This is a genomic window from Streptomyces sp. NPDC046379, assembly GCF_055587785.1.
Genome location: NZ_JBVJFP010000016.1, coordinates 118,843 through 133,299, shown reverse-complemented (window position 1 = coordinate 133,299; position 14,457 = coordinate 118,843). Strand labels below are relative to the sequence as shown.

Genomic DNA, 14,457 nt, shown 5'->3' with positions numbered 1-14,457 from the left:
CGCTGGACATGCGGGGTCCTACCCTTCGAGAGGCGGTCCTATCCGTTCAGCAGTACGTCCCGGACGCGGAACCGGTTCAGGGCCCGCGCGGAACTTCACCCGTTCGCGCCCCAGTAACCTGGGGCGATGCTCAAGGAAGTCATCGCGACCCGCTACATCACGCCCCTGCGTGAGGGAGGCTCGCTGCCGGGACTCGTCGAGGCCGACGACTTCGGGACGTACGTCACCAAGTTCACCGGAGCGGGCCAGGGCCGCAAGACCCTCGTCGCCGAAGTCGTCTGCGGCGAACTCGCCCGGAGGCTGGGCTTCAGGGCCCCCGGGCTCGCGGCCGTCCGGCTGGACCCCGTGCTGGGCCTCGGCGAACCCGACCCGGAGGTGCAGGAACTGCTGAAGTCCAGCGGCGGCGCCAACCTCGGCATGGACTTCCTGTCCGGCGCGCTCGGCTTCGACCCGCTCGCCTTCGAGGTGAGCCCCGAGGAGGCCGGGCGGATCGTCTGGTTCGACGCGCTGGTGAACAACGTCGACCGGTCCTGGCGCAACCCCAACCTGCTGATGTGGCACGGCGAACTCTGGCTGATCGACCACGGCGCCACCATGATCTGGCACCACAACTGGCCCTCCGCCGAGACCTCGGCCGCCCGGCCCTACGACGCCTCCGACCACGCGCTGCGACCGTTCTCGCCGGACGTCGCCACGGCAGCCGCCGACCTCGCCCCGCTCGTCACCGAGGACCTGCTCGCCGAGGTCACCGCCGAGATCCCCGACGTCTGGCTCACCGACGAGCCGGGGTTCGGCACGCCCGACGAACTGCGGCGGGCCTACGCCCGGCCCCTGCTGGCCCGGGCGGCCGTCGTCCACGAGCGCATCCGGGGGGACAAGTGACCGACCGGCACGTCTTCGAGTACGCGCTGCTGCGGGTCGTGCCCCGCGTCGAGCGCGGCGAGTGCATCAACGCGGGGGTGCTCGTGTACTGCCGTGCCAAGGCGTACGTCGGCGCCCGCACGCACCTCGACGAGGCGCGGCTGCTCGCCCTCGACCCCGCCGCCGACGTGGCCGGCGTGCGCGCCGCGCTGCGCGCCGTCGAGGGCGTGTGCGGCGGGGGCGCCGGCGCGGGCCAGGCGGCGGGCGACGACGCGGGCCGCCGCTTCCGCTGGCTGATCGCGCCCCGCTCGACGGTGGTCCAGCCGGGGCCGGTGCACACGGGGCTCACCGCCGATCCGGAGGGTGAAGTGGAACGGCTGCTGGGGCTGCTGGTGCGGTGAGGCCGGGTGTCGGCAGAGGCTGATCGTCGTGCGGGTGCCGGGAGGCGGACCGGTGGCGCAGTTCCCCCGCGCCCGGGGCGGCCGGTCCGGGCCGCGTTCCTCCGGCGGGACACCGGGAGGCGCGGCGCGCCGCGTCAGGTGCGCCGTCGCCTGATGAGGTAGCCGGCCGTCAGCGCGGCGGTGGTGGCGAAGGTGACGCCCATCGCCGTTTCCCAGGCCGTCGGGCCGGAGGACGACGTCGTACCGAGGCCGCCTTCCACGCCGAGGCTCGGGGACACGGTGGCGGGCGGGCTGGGGACGGCCGGCGTCGGGGCCGCGGGAGCCGGGCGCATGGTCGACGAGATGACCGGGCCGCCGCGGCGGGGCAGGAGTTCGCAGGCGACGCCGTCGTCCGGGCCGTCGTCCTCGTCCAGGCGGTTGGGATCGGACGGGTCGCTGTCGAGCACGGCCTGCGCCTCCTCCCGGTAGGTGAAGTCGGCGCAGTCCAGATCCTGGGCGTGAGCTGTGGCGGCCGACGGCAGCATCGCGGCGATCGCGATCAGCGTGCCGAGGGCACCGGTATGACGGCGCATGGGGCGCCTCCTTTCCGGCCACGGATGGCTCGCGCCTCGACGCTATGGGCCGACCGGCGTACGCCGCGCGCCGCCGTAGGCCGATCGGGTGCCCGGGACGGGTCCTCGCGCGATGCGCCGGACGGGTGATGGATCACACGCTCCGGGCGTGCCGTTGACACCGGGTGCCAGTGCTTCTAGCGTCACGTCTGCTGAAGGTACTAAGCGGTCGCTCACCGATGGGCGGCCGTTTTGAAGCCGCATCCCAAGGGCGAGGAGAAGCAGCAATGTCCACCACTGAGCAGCGGGTCGCAGTCGTGACGGGCGCCGCGCGGGGCATCGGCGCCGCCACGGCCGTACGCCTGGCGGCCGAGGGCCGCGCGGTCGCCGTGATCGACCTCGACGAGGCCGCCTGCAAGGACACCGTCGAGAAGATCACCGCGGCCGGCGGCAGGGCCGTCGCCGTCGGCTGCGACGTCTCCGACGAGGCGCAGGTCGAGGCGGCCGTCGCCCGTGTCGTGGAGGAACTCGGCGCGCCGACGATCCTCGTCAACAACGCGGGCGTCCTCCGCGACAACCTGCTGTTCAAGATGAGCGTCTCCGACTGGGACACCGTCATGAACGTGCACCTGCGCGGCAGCTTCCTGATGTCGAAGGCCTGTCAGAAGCACATGGTGGACGCCGGCTTCGGTCGCATCGTCAACCTCTCCTCGTCCTCCGCCCTCGGCAACCGCGGCCAGGCCAACTACTCCGCCGCCAAGGCCGGTCTGCAGGGCTTCACCAAGACCCTCGCCAAGGAGCTCGGCAAGTTCGGCATCACCGCCAACGCCGTCGCCCCGGGCTTCATCGCCACCGACATGACGGCGGCGACCGCCCAGCGGGTCGGCATGGGCTTCGAGGAGTTCAAGGCCGCCGCGGCCACCCAGATTCCGGTCCAGCGCGTCGGCGAGCCCGAGGACATCGCCAACGCCATCGCCTTCTTCACCGGCGAGGCGGCCGGCTTCGTCTCCGGCCAGGTGCTGTACGTGGCCGGCGGACCGCTCGACTAGTTCGAGCCAGGCAACCCCGAGGAACAGGGACATGACTGAACTTTCCGGCAAGGCCGCGCTCGTCACCGGCGGCAGCCGCGGCATCGGTTACGGCGTCGCCGAAGCGCTGATCGCGCGCGGTGACCGCGTCTGCATCACCGGCCGCAACGAGGACGCCCTCAAGGAGGCCGTCGAGCGGCTCGGCGCCGACCGGGCCATCGGCGTGGCCGGCAAGGCGCACGACCTGGACCACCAGGCCGTCGCCGTCGAGCGCACCATGGAGGCCTTCGGCCGGGTCGACTACCTGGTCAACAACGCCGGCACCAACCCGGTGTTCGGGCCCATCGCCGACCTCGACCTCGACGTCGCGCGCAAGGTGTTCGAGACCAACGTGATCTCGGCGCTGGGCTTCGCCCAGAAGACCTGGCACGCCTGGCAGAAGGACAACGGCGGCGCGATCGTCAACATCGCCTCCGTCGCGGGCCTCGCGCCCTCGCCCTTCATCGGCGCGTACGGCGTCAGCAAGGCCGCGATGATCAACCTGACCGTCCAGCTGGCGCACGAGTTCGCGCCGCGGGTGCGGGTCAACGCGATCGCACCGGCCGTGGTCAAGACCAGGTTCGCCGAGGCCCTGTACGAGGGCCGCGAGGCGGAGGCCGCCGCGGCCTACCCGCTGGCCCGGCTGGGAGTGCCCTCCGACATCGGCGGCGCCGCCGCGTTCCTCACCTCGGAGCAGGCCGACTGGATCACCGGCCAGACCCTCGTCGTGGACGGCGGCATCTTCCTGAACGCCGGCGTCGCCTGACGGACCACGGGTACGGCCGCACGCACGGGCGCATGCCCGGGCACGGACAAGGGGGGCGCCTGGCTCGATGTCGACAAGTCGTGACGCGATTTTGTTGACGGAACAGGCGCCCCTGTCCGGAAAAGTGCCGCTCAGTGGGGTCTGACAACGTAGTCATCGCCGAAGTGATCAAGAACGTCGTGCACGGGCGGTCCACGCCGCCTGAGCGCTGCGATAGTGTCTGCCGACCCTTGGTATGGCAGATCGAGGAGCGTGCGCGTGTTCAACCGGAATCGAGGCCTGCGGCAAGTGGCCGCGATCGCTTCCATATCCTTGCTGGCCGGTTGCAGCCTGTTTTCGGACGGTGACTCGGCCGAGGGGGGCCCGATCGTCGTGGGGACGACGAGCGCCCCGAGCACGCTGGATCCGGCGGCTTCCTGGGACGGCTCCTGGGAGCTGTTCCGCAACATCTACCAGACGCTGCTGAGCTACCCGACGGGCTCGACGACGCCCCAGCCGGACGCCGCGGAGACCTGCGAGTTCACCAACAGCGCCAACACCGCGTACCGCTGCGAGCTGCGCGAGGGTCTGAAGTTCTCCGACGGCGGCACGCTCGACGCGAAGGCCGTCAAGCACTCGATCGACCGGATCCTCGCCATCAACGCCGACAGCGGCCCCGCGGCCCTGCTGGGCAGCCTGGACCGGGTGCAGGCGCTCGGCGACCGCGAGGTGGTCTTCCACCTCAAGAACCCCGACGCGACCTTCCCGCTCGTGCTCGCCACGCCGGCGATGTCCATCGTCGACCCGGACGACTACCCCGCCGACAAGCTGCGCGAGGACGGCGGGGTGACCGGCTCCGGCCCTTACTCGCTCGCCGGGTACGACGAGGGCAAGGAAGCCGAACTCACCCGCAACGACAACTACAAGGGCGCTGCCGAGCGCCAGAACGACGCGGTGACGATCCGCTACTTCCAGGACTCCGCCGCCATGGTCAAGGCGCTGCGGGCCAAGGAGATCGACGTCACCTACCGAGGCCTCGCGGCCGACGACATCGTCGCCCTGCAGCGCAAGGACGACGACACGCTGCAGCTGGTCGAGGGCTCCGGCGCCGACATCAGCTACCTGGTGTTCAACCCGAAGGACGAGTGGGCCGGCAAGGAGGCGGTGCGCAAGGCCGTCGCCCAGATCGTCGACCGCCCGACGATCGCCCACAACATCTACAAGAACACCGTCGACCCGCTGTACTCCATGGTCCCCAAGGGCCTCACCGGCCACACCACGGGCTTCTTCGACACCTACGGCGACCCGAACGCCGACAAGGCCCGCGAGATCCTCACCGACGCCGGCATCACCGAGCCCGTCCCGCTCACCCTCTGGTACACCACGGACCGCTACGGCTCCGAGACGGCCGTCCTGTTCAAGGAGCTCAAGCGCCAGCTCGAGGCCTCCGGCCTGTTCGAGATCACGCTCAAGAGCCGCCCCTGGAAGACGTACGTCGAGGGCTACCAGAAGGGCGAGTACCCGGTGTTCGGGCGCGGCTGGTTCCCCGACTTCCCGGACGCCGACAACTACATCGCGCCGTTCGTCGGCGAGAAGAACGCGCTCGGCACGCCGTACCCCGCCGAGCAGATCACCGACGTGCTGCTGCCCCGGTCCCGCCGGGAGAGCGACCGCGGCCAGGTGGAGGAGGACTTCGAGGAGGCCCAGCAGATCCTCGTCGACGACGCCCGGCTGCTGCCGCTGTGGCAGGGCAAGCAGTACATCGCCGCCAACGTGGACATCGCCGGCGGCGAACGCTCGCTCGACCCGTCGACGATCATGATGGTGTGGGAACTGTCCCGCAAGACCAGCTGGTAGGGGCGCGCGGCGGTGATTGTCAGTGGTCGCCGGTAGGTTCTGGGACTGGAAGCGACCGCACACCGTAAGGAAGTTGACGTGACCGACATCGCCGTGCTGCCCGAGTCCTGGCGCGGGGTCCTGGGCGACGAACTGCACAAGCCCTACTTCAAGGAGCTGATGGAGTTCGTCGAGGAGGAGCGGGCGCGAGGTCCCGTCTACCCGCCGCGCGAGGAGGTCTTCGCCGCGCTGGAGGCCACGCCGTACGACCGGGTGAAGGTGCTCGTCCTCGGCCAGGACCCGTACCACGGCGAGGGCCAGGGGCACGGGCTGTGCTTCTCGGTGCGGCCCGGCGTGAGGACGCCGCCCTCGCTGCGCAACATCTACAAGGAGATGCAGGAGGAGCTGGGGCTGCCGATCCCGGACAACGGCTATCTGATGCCGTGGGCCCGGCAGGGCGTGCTGCTGCTCAACGCGGTGCTGACGGTCCGGGCCGGCGAGGCCAACTCGCACAAGGGCAAGGGCTGGGAGAAGTTCACCGACGCGGTGATCCGCGCGGTCGCCGAGCGGCCCGACCCGGCGGTGTTCGTGCTGTGGGGCAACTACGCGCAGAAGAAGCTCCCGCTGATCGACGAGAGCCGGCACGCGGTGGTCAAGGGTGCGCACCCCTCGCCGCTGTCCGCGAAGAAGTTCTTCGGCTCCCGCCCGTTCACGCAGATGAACGAGGCCATCGCGCGGCAGGGCCACGAGCCGGTGGACTGGCGCATCCCCAACCTGGGCTGAGGCGCCCCCCGGGCCGGCTCAGGGGCGCTGCCGCGGCGGGCCCCAGGGGCCGACCTCCCCCGGCTCCCCGTCCGCCAGCCGCAGCTCCAGCCGCTCGATGGCGGCCCGCACGCCGTTGCCGTAGCCGTCGTCGCCGAGCGCGTCGGCGGCGCCCCGGGCGCGGCGCAGATGGGCGCGGCCGGCCTCCCGGCGCCCCAGCTTGACGTAGTCGGCGGCGAGGTTGAGATGCAGGGAGGGGTACAGGGCGCGCACCGCGAGCGCGCCCTCGTGCTCGGCGAGGCGTTCGTCGGTGAGTTCCTCGGCCGCGGCCAGCGCCCGCAGGTCCCAGGCCAGTTCGTCGGCCGGGTCGTCCTGGGCGTCGGCCATGTAGTGCGCGAGGGTGCACCGGTGCAGCGGGTCGCCGTCCTCGCCGATCTCCGCCCACAGTCGCAGGTAGCGGTGCCGGGCCTCCTCGCGGTCGCCCGCGTGCTGCAACATGACGACCTGCCCGATCCGGCTCATCACGGCGTCCGCGGACGCCTGCTCCTGTTGCTCCGCCACCGCGTCCTCCGCCTCCGCCCGCTGCCGCACGTCCCGACGACGACGCTAACAGGCGGAGGCGGACGGGGCGCGGTCCGGCGTCCGGCTCAACGGCCGTAGGCGCCGTCGCAGATGGTCGACTGGGGGCTGTCCGGGTGCCAGCCGCCGTAGGTACGGCCGAGACCGCAGATGCCGGAGCCCTCGCGGGGCTGCTGGGAGGCGGCCGGGGCCCGGGTGCCGGACGGCCGCCGCGGGCGCTGCGGCTCCGGGTGGGCCGGCCGGTCGTCCGGGCGCGATTCGGTGCGCGGCGACCGGGCCGGAGACGGCTCCCGGTCGGCGGGCGGTTTTCCGTCCGCCGAGGGCCGCGCCGCCGGGGCCGGCCGGTCCGCCCCTGGCGCGGCCCGGCCGGGCGGCCCGGAGGGGCCGATCAGTTCCAGGGCCTCCCGGGCCGGGGCCTGCACGATCTGCGGCTTCACCCGCTCGTCCGGCCCCGGCGCCAGGGTGCGGGCGGGCGTGGGCGGGCGTTGGACCGTCACACAGCCGGAGAGGGCGGACGCGGCGACGGTGACCAGAAGCGCTGCGGTGGTCGTCGTACGGTGCACCCGCGTAACTCTGCTGCCTCGGCCCGCGCCGGGCACGGAGCACCGGCCCAGGTTGCCTCGTACGGGTGATCCGCGTGCCGGGGATGACGTCAGTCGCCGGTGACGCCGTCGAGGCGCTCGCGGATGAGGTCGGCGTGACCGTTGTGCCGCGCGTACTCCTCGATCATGTGGGTGTGGATCCAGCGCAGGCTGTACGGCTCCCCGGTGCGGCTGCGGCCCCGGGAGAGGTCGTCCAGGCCGAAGGCGGCGGCGTTCAGCCGGGCGGCCTCGATCTCGGCCTGCCAGGTGGCGTGTGCGTCCGCCCAGGTGTCCGCCTCCGTGAGGTGGAACTCGCCGTCGGGGTCCTGCTCGGAGAAGTGGATCGGCCCGGGATCGTCGCCCACCAGCACCTTGCGGTACCAGATCCGCTCCACCTCGGCCATGTGCCGTACCAGCCCCATCAGGGACAGTTCCGACGGCGGCACCGACGCGGTCCTGAGCTGAGCGTCCGTCAGTCCCTCGCACTTCCACGCCAGGGTCCGTCGGTGGTAGTCGAGCCAGCCCTCCAGCATCGTGCGCTCGTCGGCGTTGCGGGCGGGTTCACGGCGTTCGGTCGTCATGCGGCCATCCTTCCCGGACCCGGTCCGCGCGGCCAGGAGTTCACCGGGCGGGCGGCCGGAGATCAGTTGCCCAGCATGCCGTCCAGCAGTTCCCTCAGTCCCGCCCGCACTTCCTCCCGGCTCGGCACGTCGGCGCTGAAGGAGCCGGCCGCGCAGGAGAACATCAGCCCGTCCGCCCAGGCGACCAGCGAGAGGACGTGCCGGTCTGCAGCGGTCGAGCCGAGGGCGGTGACCAGGGCGTGCAGCCGGTCGCGGAAGCGGGCGCCCGCCGCGTCGTAGGCGGCGCGCAGCTCGGGGCGGCGGGTCGCCTCCAGGGCGAGCTCGTAGCGGGCGACCAGCAGGTCGCGGTGGTCGGTCAGGGTCCGGTGCAGCGCCAGTGCCACGGCGTCGAGCAGGGCGTCCAGGCCGTCTCCCGGGTCCGGCAGCTCGTCCATGCCGAGCACCCGCGCCTCCCGGTCGGCGTGCCGGCGCACCGCCAGTTCCAGCAGCGCCCGGCGGGTGCGGGCCACGTTCGAAGTGGATCCCTGGGGCAGCCCGGCCGCCTCGTCGACCGCCCGGTGGGTCAGCCCGCGCATCCCGCGCTCGGCGAGCAGGGCGAGGGCGGCGTCGGCGACCAGGTCGGCGCGGGAGGCGGCTGGGACGGCGGTGGTGCTCGGCGTGCCAAGGGGTCCCGCGGGGCGGGAGGCGTCGTGCGCGGGCTCGGGCATGGCGTCCAACCTACCCCGCCCGACTACGCCTGTAGTACAGTCGGCGGCGAGGGTCGCACTACATCTGTAGTGAGCGCCGATGGGGACACCCCGTGCACCCCGAGGAGGAGTCATGGCACACACGCCGAGAGCCGTAGTGATCGGCGCCGGAATCGGCGGCCTGACCGCGGCGGCGGCCCTGCACCGGCGCGGCTGGCGGGTCACCGTCCTCGAACGGGCCCCGTCCCTCGAACCCGTCGGCTCCGCCATCTCCCTCGCCCCGAACTCCCTTCGCGCCCTGGACGTCATCGGCGCCGGCGACGAGATCCGCGACCTCGCCGCGGCGCAGGGCGACGGCGGACTGCGCGCCCCCGACGGCCGCTGGCTCTCCCGCGCCGACACCCGGGCCGCCGCCGAGCGGTTCGGCGGCCCCCTGGTGCTGCTGCACCGCGCCACGCTCGTCGATCTGCTCGCCGCCCGCCTCCCCGCCGACGCCGTCCGCACGGCCGTCGAGGCCCGCCTCGCCGACCCCGGGGACGCGCGCCGGCCGGCGCGCGTGAGCACGCCCGACGGCGAACTGGAGGCCGACCTGGTGGTCGGCGCCGACGGCATCCGCTCCGCCGTGCGAGGACGCCTCTTCCCCGACCACCCCGGCCCCGTGTACGCCGGCTTCACCACCTGGCGTCTGCTGCTGCCGCTGCCCGGCCTGCGGTTCTCCTCGCACGAGACCTGGGGCAGGGGCCGCATCTGGGGCACCCACCCGCTCAAGGACGGCCGCGTCTACGCCTACGCCGCCGCCATGACACCGGCCGGACAGCGCGCCCCCGACGACGAGAGGGCCGAACTGCTGCGCCGCTTCGGCGACTGGCACGAGCCCGTCCCGGCCGTGCTCGCCGCCGCCCGGCCCGGGGACGTGCTCCGCCACGACGTGCATCACATCGCCACTCCGCTGCCCGCCTTCCACCGCGGCCGGGTCGCCCTGCTCGGCGACGCCGCGCACGCCATGCCGCCGACCCTCGGGCAGGGCGGCAACCAGGCCGTCGAGGACGCCGTCGTGCTGGCCCTGCGCACCGGCGGGGCGAGCGTGGCCGACGACCTCGCCGGCTACACCGCCGCTAGGCTGCCCCGCACGACGGGCATCGCCCGCAAGGCCGTGCGGATCGCCCGCGTGAACATGGCCGGCAGCCGCGCAGCCGTCGCCGCACGCGACACCCTGCTCACCGTGCTGTCCCAGGCCGGGCCCGCGCTGTTCCTGCGGGGCTTCGACGGGATCGCCGACTGGCGGCCTCCGCCGCCGCCGTATGCTTCGCTCCAGGCAGGCGCGGACCAGCGGTAGAGGAGCCCCCGTGAAGATCGGCTGCATCGGACTCGGCGACATCGCGCAGAAGGCCTATCTGCCGGTCCTCGGGACGCAGCCCGGCGTCGAGCTGCATCTGCAGACCCGCACGCCCGCCACGCTCGACCGCGTCGCCGACAGCCTCCACCTGCCGTCGGAGCGGCGCCACCGGACCCTGGACTCCCTGCTCGCCCAGGACCTCGACGCGGCCTTCGTGCACGCGCCGACCGAGGCGCACCCGGAGATCGTCGAGCGGCTGCTGCGGGCCGGTGTGCCCACGTACGTCGACAAGCCGCTCGCGTACGAACTCGCCGACTCCGAGCGGCTGGTGGAACTCGCCGAGCGCCAGGGCGTCGGCCTCGCCGTCGGCTTCAACCGGCGGCACGCGCCGGGCTACGCGCAGTGCGCGGAGCATCCGCGCGAGCTGATCGTCATGCAGAAGAACCGCGTCGGTCTGCCCGAAGAGCCGCGCACGATGATCCTCGACGACTTCATCCACGTCGTCGACACCCTGCGCTTCCTGGTGCCCGGCGAGATCGACGACGTGACCGTGCGGGCGCGGGCGGAGGCGGGGCTGCTGCACCATGTCGTGCTGCAGCTGTCCGGGGACGGGTTCACCGCGCTCGGCGTGATGAACCGGCTCAGCGGATCGGCCGAGGAGATCCTGGAGGTCTCCGGGCAGGACACCAAGCGGCAGGTGCTCAACCTCGCCGAGGTGATCGACCACAAGGGCCAGCCGACCGTGCGGCGGCGCGGCGACTGGGTGCCGGTGGCGCGGCAGCGCGGCATCGAGCAGGCGGTGCTGTCCTTCCTCGACGCCGTCCGCGCGGGCCGGGTGGTCAGCGCCCGGGACGCGCTGGCGACGCACGCCCTGTGCGAGCAGGTGGTACTCGCGGTCCAGGAGCGCTCCCGCGCGAGCGACTGACCGCCCGCGCGCCCTGCGCCGCGCCGAACGCCGCCAGCGTCAGCAGCGCCGCGTACACCGGCCAGTCGCCGTACCGCGCGTACGGGGTGGCGCCGCTTGCCACCGGGACCTCGTACACCTCGGCGGCGCTCGTGTCGGTGCCGAGCCACGCCCCGACGCGCCGGCCCTGCGGGTCGTGCACCGCGGAGACGCCGGTCAGGGTGGCGTGCACCATCGTGCGACCGGTCTCCGCGGCGCGCAGCGCGGCCAGCGAGGCGTGCTGCGCGGGCGCCCAGCTGCGCTGGAAGGTGGAGGTCGACGACTGGGCGACGAGCAGGTCGGCGCCCCGCCCGGCGAGATTGCGGCTCATGTCGGGAAACGCCGACTCGAAGCAGACCATCGGGCCGACGCGCAGTGTGCCGCCGGTGTCCATCACGACCTGGCCCGTGCCCTGCCGGCGGTCCTCGGCCGCCGCCTCGCCGACCGAGGTGGCCCAGCCGAGCAGGGAGCGGGCGGGGACGTACTCGCCGAAGGGCACCAGCCGCATCTTGTCGTACCGCGCGCCGGTCGGGCCGTCGGGGCCGACGAGGATCGAGCTCTTGTAGATGCCGGGCCGGTCCGAGCGGCGCGCGTCGACGTTGACCAGGACCGGGGCCTCCAGGGTGCGGGCCAGCGCGGCGATACGGCGGGCCAGATCGGGGCGGTCGGCGAGGTCGAAGCCGACGCTGCTCTCGCCCCAGACGACCAGGTCGACGTCCTGCCCGGCCAGCTCGCGGGTCAGCCGTTCCCCGACGGCGAAGCGGCGGTCGGGGCCGTCCACGACGCCGGGCTGCACGACGGCCACCCGGGCTTCGCCGTCGACCGCGGGTCGCGGCGCCCAGGCCCACGCCGCCGAACCCGCCGCCGCCGCGGCGAGCAGCCCGGCCAGCGCCGGAGTGCGCGAGGCCGGTACCGCGACCAGCACGACGACGGCGACGTTGACGGCCACCAGCAGGAAGCCGATCAGCCAGACGCCGCCCAGCGACGCCAGCCGCAGCGCCGGCTCCACCTGCCACTGAGTGGCGCCCAGCATCCCCCAAGGGCCGCCCAGCCCCTGCCAGGAGCGGACCAGCTCCACCGCCAGCCAGCCCGACGGCAGCACCAGCAGGCCGGCCGCGATCCGGCGGACCGGGGGAGCACCGCCCAGGAAACGGCGCACCAGCCAGCCCCACGGCGCCCACAACGCGCCCAGCAGCGCGGCCAGCACGAACGTGAAGACGTGCAGGTTCGGCAGCAGCCAGTGGTGCACGGCGAGCATGAACCCGAGCCCTCCGCACCAGCCGTCGTAGGCCGCCCGCCGGCCCGTCGGCGCGGAGCGCGTCAGGAGGATCCACGGGACCAGCGCGACCCAGCCGAACCACCACAGGGCCGGCGCCGGGAAGGCGAGCATCGGCAGCGCGCCCGCCGTGACGGCCACCGCGGACCGCCGCCACGGGGAGACGAGCCACTCGCCCGACGTCTTCATACGGCGCCTCCGTACCGTTGCCCCCAGTGTGCGCGCCGCCGAGGTCCCGGTACAGAGGGCGTCGGCTCAGCCGTTCACAGGTACCCCGGGAGCCCCGCCCGCACGCCGCCACTTCTCCCGCACGCTCACCTCGCGCAGCCGCCAGCCGTCGTCCGTCCGCAGCAGCCCGAACGCGATCCGCCCGCCGCACACCAGATCGGGCGCCCCCGGCCCCTCCTCGCCGCCCGCAGCCCGCAGGACACTGACGTAGTCGGCCTGCGCCCGCGCGGTGTTCCCGGCGTCCCCGTCCAGGGTGTCGAACACCACCCGCCGGTTCACGACCAGATGCTGCCGCGCGCCGTACGGCCCCAGGGCCCCGGCCAGCCACTCGGCCACGTCCCCGGCGTCCCCCTCGATCCCCCCGGCCGAACGGTGGTCCGCCCGCCCCTCCGGCGTGAACAGCCGCCGGTACGCCGCCCAGTCGCCGTCGTCGACCGTCACCGCGTACTCGGTGATCAGTGCGTCCACGGCCAGCCGGTCCATCACGGTCGCGAGCTCCACACGCTGCGTCATCGCCACAGTCTTGACCATGGAGAGGGCTGCGCCAAGGGGGCGTGCGGGCGGGGCGCACAGGCGTCGGAACGCCGTGGGGGTGAGTCCGGCGGGGGAGCGAACAGATGCTGCATTTTGTAGCCACTCGGTAGCGCAGTGTCAGTGCTTGCCCCTAGGCTTGCCCGCATGTTCCCTGATTCCTTGGTCCGTGGTTCCGTGCGGTCTGCTGCCGAGGTGAATGAACTGATCCGCGCGCTGTGGCTGCGTGCGGGCGGGTCGTTGTCGCCGCAGGAGCGGGCGGAGTACGAGCTGCTGGTCGTCGAGTGGGCCGCCGCCGTGCGCGGTGACGTCATCGAGGCGGCCTGACGGCGCCCGGCGAGGCTCGGCACGCCGGCTCGCCCCGCGTCCGGGCTCGGTGCGCCCGTCGTCGCGAGGGCGGTGATCCATGCCGGCCGGCCCGGTCCGGACGACCGGCCGGGGATGCCGTCCCTGCCCTCACTGGTGGGCGGACGCCTACAGGGGTCGTCGCCCCCGGCGGGAGTGGGAGACGAGTGGGAGACGGCCGGAAGTTCCGGGTCCGGAATGACTGCACCTTCCCGGAGCGGTCGCAGGGTCGCCGTTGGCGGGCAGCCTGCGACCGCCACCCCCGCTCAGTGCGCCGGCTCGCCCGCGTCCGGACTCAGTGCACCCACGCTGACCAGGGCGATGATGACGATCCCCAGGGCGATGCGGTACCACACGAACGGCATGAAGCTCTTGGTCGAGATGAACTTCATGAACCAGGCGATCACCGCGTAGCCCGACACGAAGGCGATCACCGTCGCGAAGATCGTGGGACCCCACGTCACATGGTCGTTCTCCATCGCGTCCTTCAGCTCGAACAGGCCCGAGGCGAGCACCGCCGGGATCGCGAGCAGGAAGGAGTAGCGGGCCGCGGCCTCGCGGGTGTAGCCCATGAAGAGACCGCCGCTGATGGTCGCGCCGGAGCGGGACACGCCCGGGACCAGGGCCGCGGCCTGGCAGAGGCCGAAGATCAGGCCGTCCTTGACGCCCAGCTCCTGAAGCGTCTTGCGCTGCTTGGCCGCCCGGTGCCGGCCGCCCGACTCGTCGCGGGCCGCCAGCCGGTCGGCGACGCCGATGACGATGCCGATGACGATCAGCATGGTCGCGGTGATCCGCAGATCACGGAACGGGCCGACGATCTGGTCCTTGAACGTCACGCCCAGCACGCCGATCGGGATCGAGCCGACGATCACCAGCCAGCCCATCCGGGCGTCCTGGTCCTTGCGCCACTTCTTGTCGTGGAGCGAGCGGAACCAGGCCGCGAGGATCCGCCCGATGTCCTCGCGGAAGTAGATCAGCACGGCGGCCTCCGTGCCGATCTGGGTGATCGCCGTGAACGCGGCGCCCGGGTCTTCCCAGCCGGAGAACGCGGCGGTCAGACGCAGGTGCGCACTGGAGGACACGGGGAGGAACTCGGTCAGCCCCTGGACGAGTCCGAGGATGAGTGATTCGAACCAAGACATGAAGTT

17 protein-coding genes are annotated in these 14,457 nt (G+C 73.0%); 9 read left to right on the top strand and 8 right to left on the bottom strand.

What is annotated here, in order from left to right:
• Nucleotides 1–126 precede the first annotated feature (126 nt).
• Together ACZ6KF_RS26370 and ACZ6KF_RS26365 are read left to right on the top strand one after the other, a co-directional pair.
• Entirely contained in the window at nucleotides 127–882 is a 756-nt protein-coding gene (locus tag ACZ6KF_RS26370) for a HipA family kinase (protein WP_469159928.1), read from the top strand.
• The gene (locus tag ACZ6KF_RS26365) at nucleotides 879–1,262 is read left to right on the top strand and encodes a DUF3037 domain-containing protein (protein ID WP_356630966.1); all 384 of its coding nucleotides are present in this window, start codon (nucleotides 879–881) and stop codon (nucleotides 1,260–1,262) included. The genes ACZ6KF_RS26370 and ACZ6KF_RS26365 overlap by 4 nt, the downstream gene beginning before the upstream one ends.
• Nucleotides 1,263–1,396: 134 nt before the next feature.
• Here ACZ6KF_RS26365 and ACZ6KF_RS26360 read toward each other — a convergent pair whose 3' ends face one another.
• Nucleotides 1,397–1,834: an excalibur calcium-binding protein gene (locus ACZ6KF_RS26360; protein WP_469240609.1), complete on the bottom strand. Its 438-nt coding sequence runs from the start codon at nucleotides 1,832–1,834 to the stop codon at nucleotides 1,397–1,399.
• 266 nt (nucleotides 1,835–2,100) lie between these two features.
• Here ACZ6KF_RS26360 and fabG point away from each other — a divergent pair, with 266 nt between their 5' ends.
• The 4 genes from fabG (at nucleotide 2,101) to ACZ6KF_RS26340 (ending at nucleotide 6,244) form a co-directional block, all read left to right on the top strand.
• Entirely contained in the window at nucleotides 2,101–2,862 is a 762-nt protein-coding gene (fabG, locus tag ACZ6KF_RS26355; protein ID WP_356630962.1) for a 3-oxoacyl-ACP reductase FabG, read from the top strand.
• 31 nt (nucleotides 2,863–2,893) lie between these two features.
• Nucleotides 2,894–3,646, top strand: coding sequence for an SDR family oxidoreductase (locus tag ACZ6KF_RS26350; protein ID WP_356630960.1), 753 nt, complete (start codon nucleotides 2,894–2,896; stop codon nucleotides 3,644–3,646).
• A 258-nt stretch (nucleotides 3,647–3,904) separates the two neighbouring features.
• Nucleotides 3,905–5,482: an ABC transporter substrate-binding protein gene (locus ACZ6KF_RS26345; protein WP_356630958.1), complete on the top strand. Its 1,578-nt coding sequence runs from the start codon at nucleotides 3,905–3,907 to the stop codon at nucleotides 5,480–5,482.
• Between the two features lie 78 nt (nucleotides 5,483–5,560).
• Entirely contained in the window at nucleotides 5,561–6,244 is a 684-nt protein-coding gene (locus ACZ6KF_RS26340; RefSeq protein ID WP_356630956.1) for a uracil-DNA glycosylase, read from the top strand.
• Nucleotides 6,245–6,262: 18 nt separating this feature from the next.
• Here ACZ6KF_RS26340 and ACZ6KF_RS26335 read toward each other — a convergent pair whose 3' ends face one another.
• The 4 genes from ACZ6KF_RS26335 to ACZ6KF_RS26320 all read right to left on the bottom strand — a co-directional run bounded on the left by ACZ6KF_RS26335 (nucleotide 6,263) and on the right by ACZ6KF_RS26320 (nucleotide 8,671).
• Nucleotides 6,263–6,784: a hypothetical protein gene (locus ACZ6KF_RS26335; protein ID WP_469240607.1), complete on the bottom strand. Its 522-nt coding sequence runs from the start codon at nucleotides 6,782–6,784 to the stop codon at nucleotides 6,263–6,265.
• An 86-nt stretch (nucleotides 6,785–6,870) separates the two neighbouring features.
• Entirely contained in the window at nucleotides 6,871–7,365 is a 495-nt protein-coding gene (locus ACZ6KF_RS26330; protein ID WP_469159932.1) for a hypothetical protein, read from the bottom strand.
• 89 nt (nucleotides 7,366–7,454) lie between these two features.
• Nucleotides 7,455–7,964 (bottom strand): DinB family protein, encoded by a 510-nt coding sequence (locus tag ACZ6KF_RS26325; RefSeq protein ID WP_356630950.1) that lies wholly within the window; start codon nucleotides 7,962–7,964, stop codon nucleotides 7,455–7,457.
• Nucleotides 7,965–8,026: 62 nt separating this feature from the next.
• The gene (locus ACZ6KF_RS26320) at nucleotides 8,027–8,671 is read right to left on the bottom strand and encodes a TetR/AcrR family transcriptional regulator (RefSeq protein ID WP_356630948.1); all 645 of its coding nucleotides are present in this window, start codon (nucleotides 8,669–8,671) and stop codon (nucleotides 8,027–8,029) included.
• A gap of 112 nt (nucleotides 8,672–8,783) precedes the next feature.
• Between ACZ6KF_RS26320 and ACZ6KF_RS26315 the strand changes: the two genes are divergently transcribed.
• Nucleotides 8,784–9,986: an FAD-dependent oxidoreductase gene (locus tag ACZ6KF_RS26315; RefSeq protein ID WP_469240604.1), complete on the top strand. Its 1,203-nt coding sequence runs from the start codon at nucleotides 8,784–8,786 to the stop codon at nucleotides 9,984–9,986.
• 10 nt (nucleotides 9,987–9,996) lie between these two features.
• Complete coding sequence (locus ACZ6KF_RS26310) at nucleotides 9,997–10,911, top strand: Gfo/Idh/MocA family protein (protein WP_469159935.1); 915 nt, start codon at nucleotides 9,997–9,999, stop codon at nucleotides 10,909–10,911.
• Here ACZ6KF_RS26310 and lnt read toward each other — a convergent pair.
• Together lnt and ACZ6KF_RS26300 are read right to left on the bottom strand one after the other, a co-directional pair.
• Nucleotides 10,826–12,394: an apolipoprotein N-acyltransferase gene (gene lnt, locus ACZ6KF_RS26305; protein ID WP_469178060.1), complete on the bottom strand. Its 1,569-nt coding sequence runs from the start codon at nucleotides 12,392–12,394 to the stop codon at nucleotides 10,826–10,828. The two genes, ACZ6KF_RS26310 and lnt, sit on opposite strands and share 86 nt — an antisense overlap.
• 66 nt (nucleotides 12,395–12,460) lie before the next feature.
• A complete protein-coding gene (locus ACZ6KF_RS26300) occupies nucleotides 12,461–12,946 on the bottom strand; it encodes a nuclear transport factor 2 family protein (RefSeq protein ID WP_356630940.1) in 486 nt (161 codons plus the stop codon).
• Nucleotides 12,947–13,111: 165 nt separating this feature from the next.
• Here ACZ6KF_RS26300 and ACZ6KF_RS26295 point away from each other — a divergent pair, with 165 nt between their 5' ends.
• Nucleotides 13,112–13,291, top strand: a complete 180-nt coding sequence (locus ACZ6KF_RS26295; protein WP_356630938.1) for a hypothetical protein — start codon at nucleotides 13,112–13,114, stop codon at nucleotides 13,289–13,291.
• Between the two features lie 284 nt (nucleotides 13,292–13,575).
• On the opposite strand, the gene ACZ6KF_RS26290 is transcribed toward ACZ6KF_RS26295, so the two are convergent.
• Nucleotides 13,576–14,451, bottom strand: a complete 876-nt coding sequence (locus ACZ6KF_RS26290; RefSeq protein WP_356630936.1) for an undecaprenyl-diphosphate phosphatase — start codon at nucleotides 14,449–14,451, stop codon at nucleotides 13,576–13,578.
• Nucleotides 14,452–14,457: the final 6 nt, after the last annotated feature.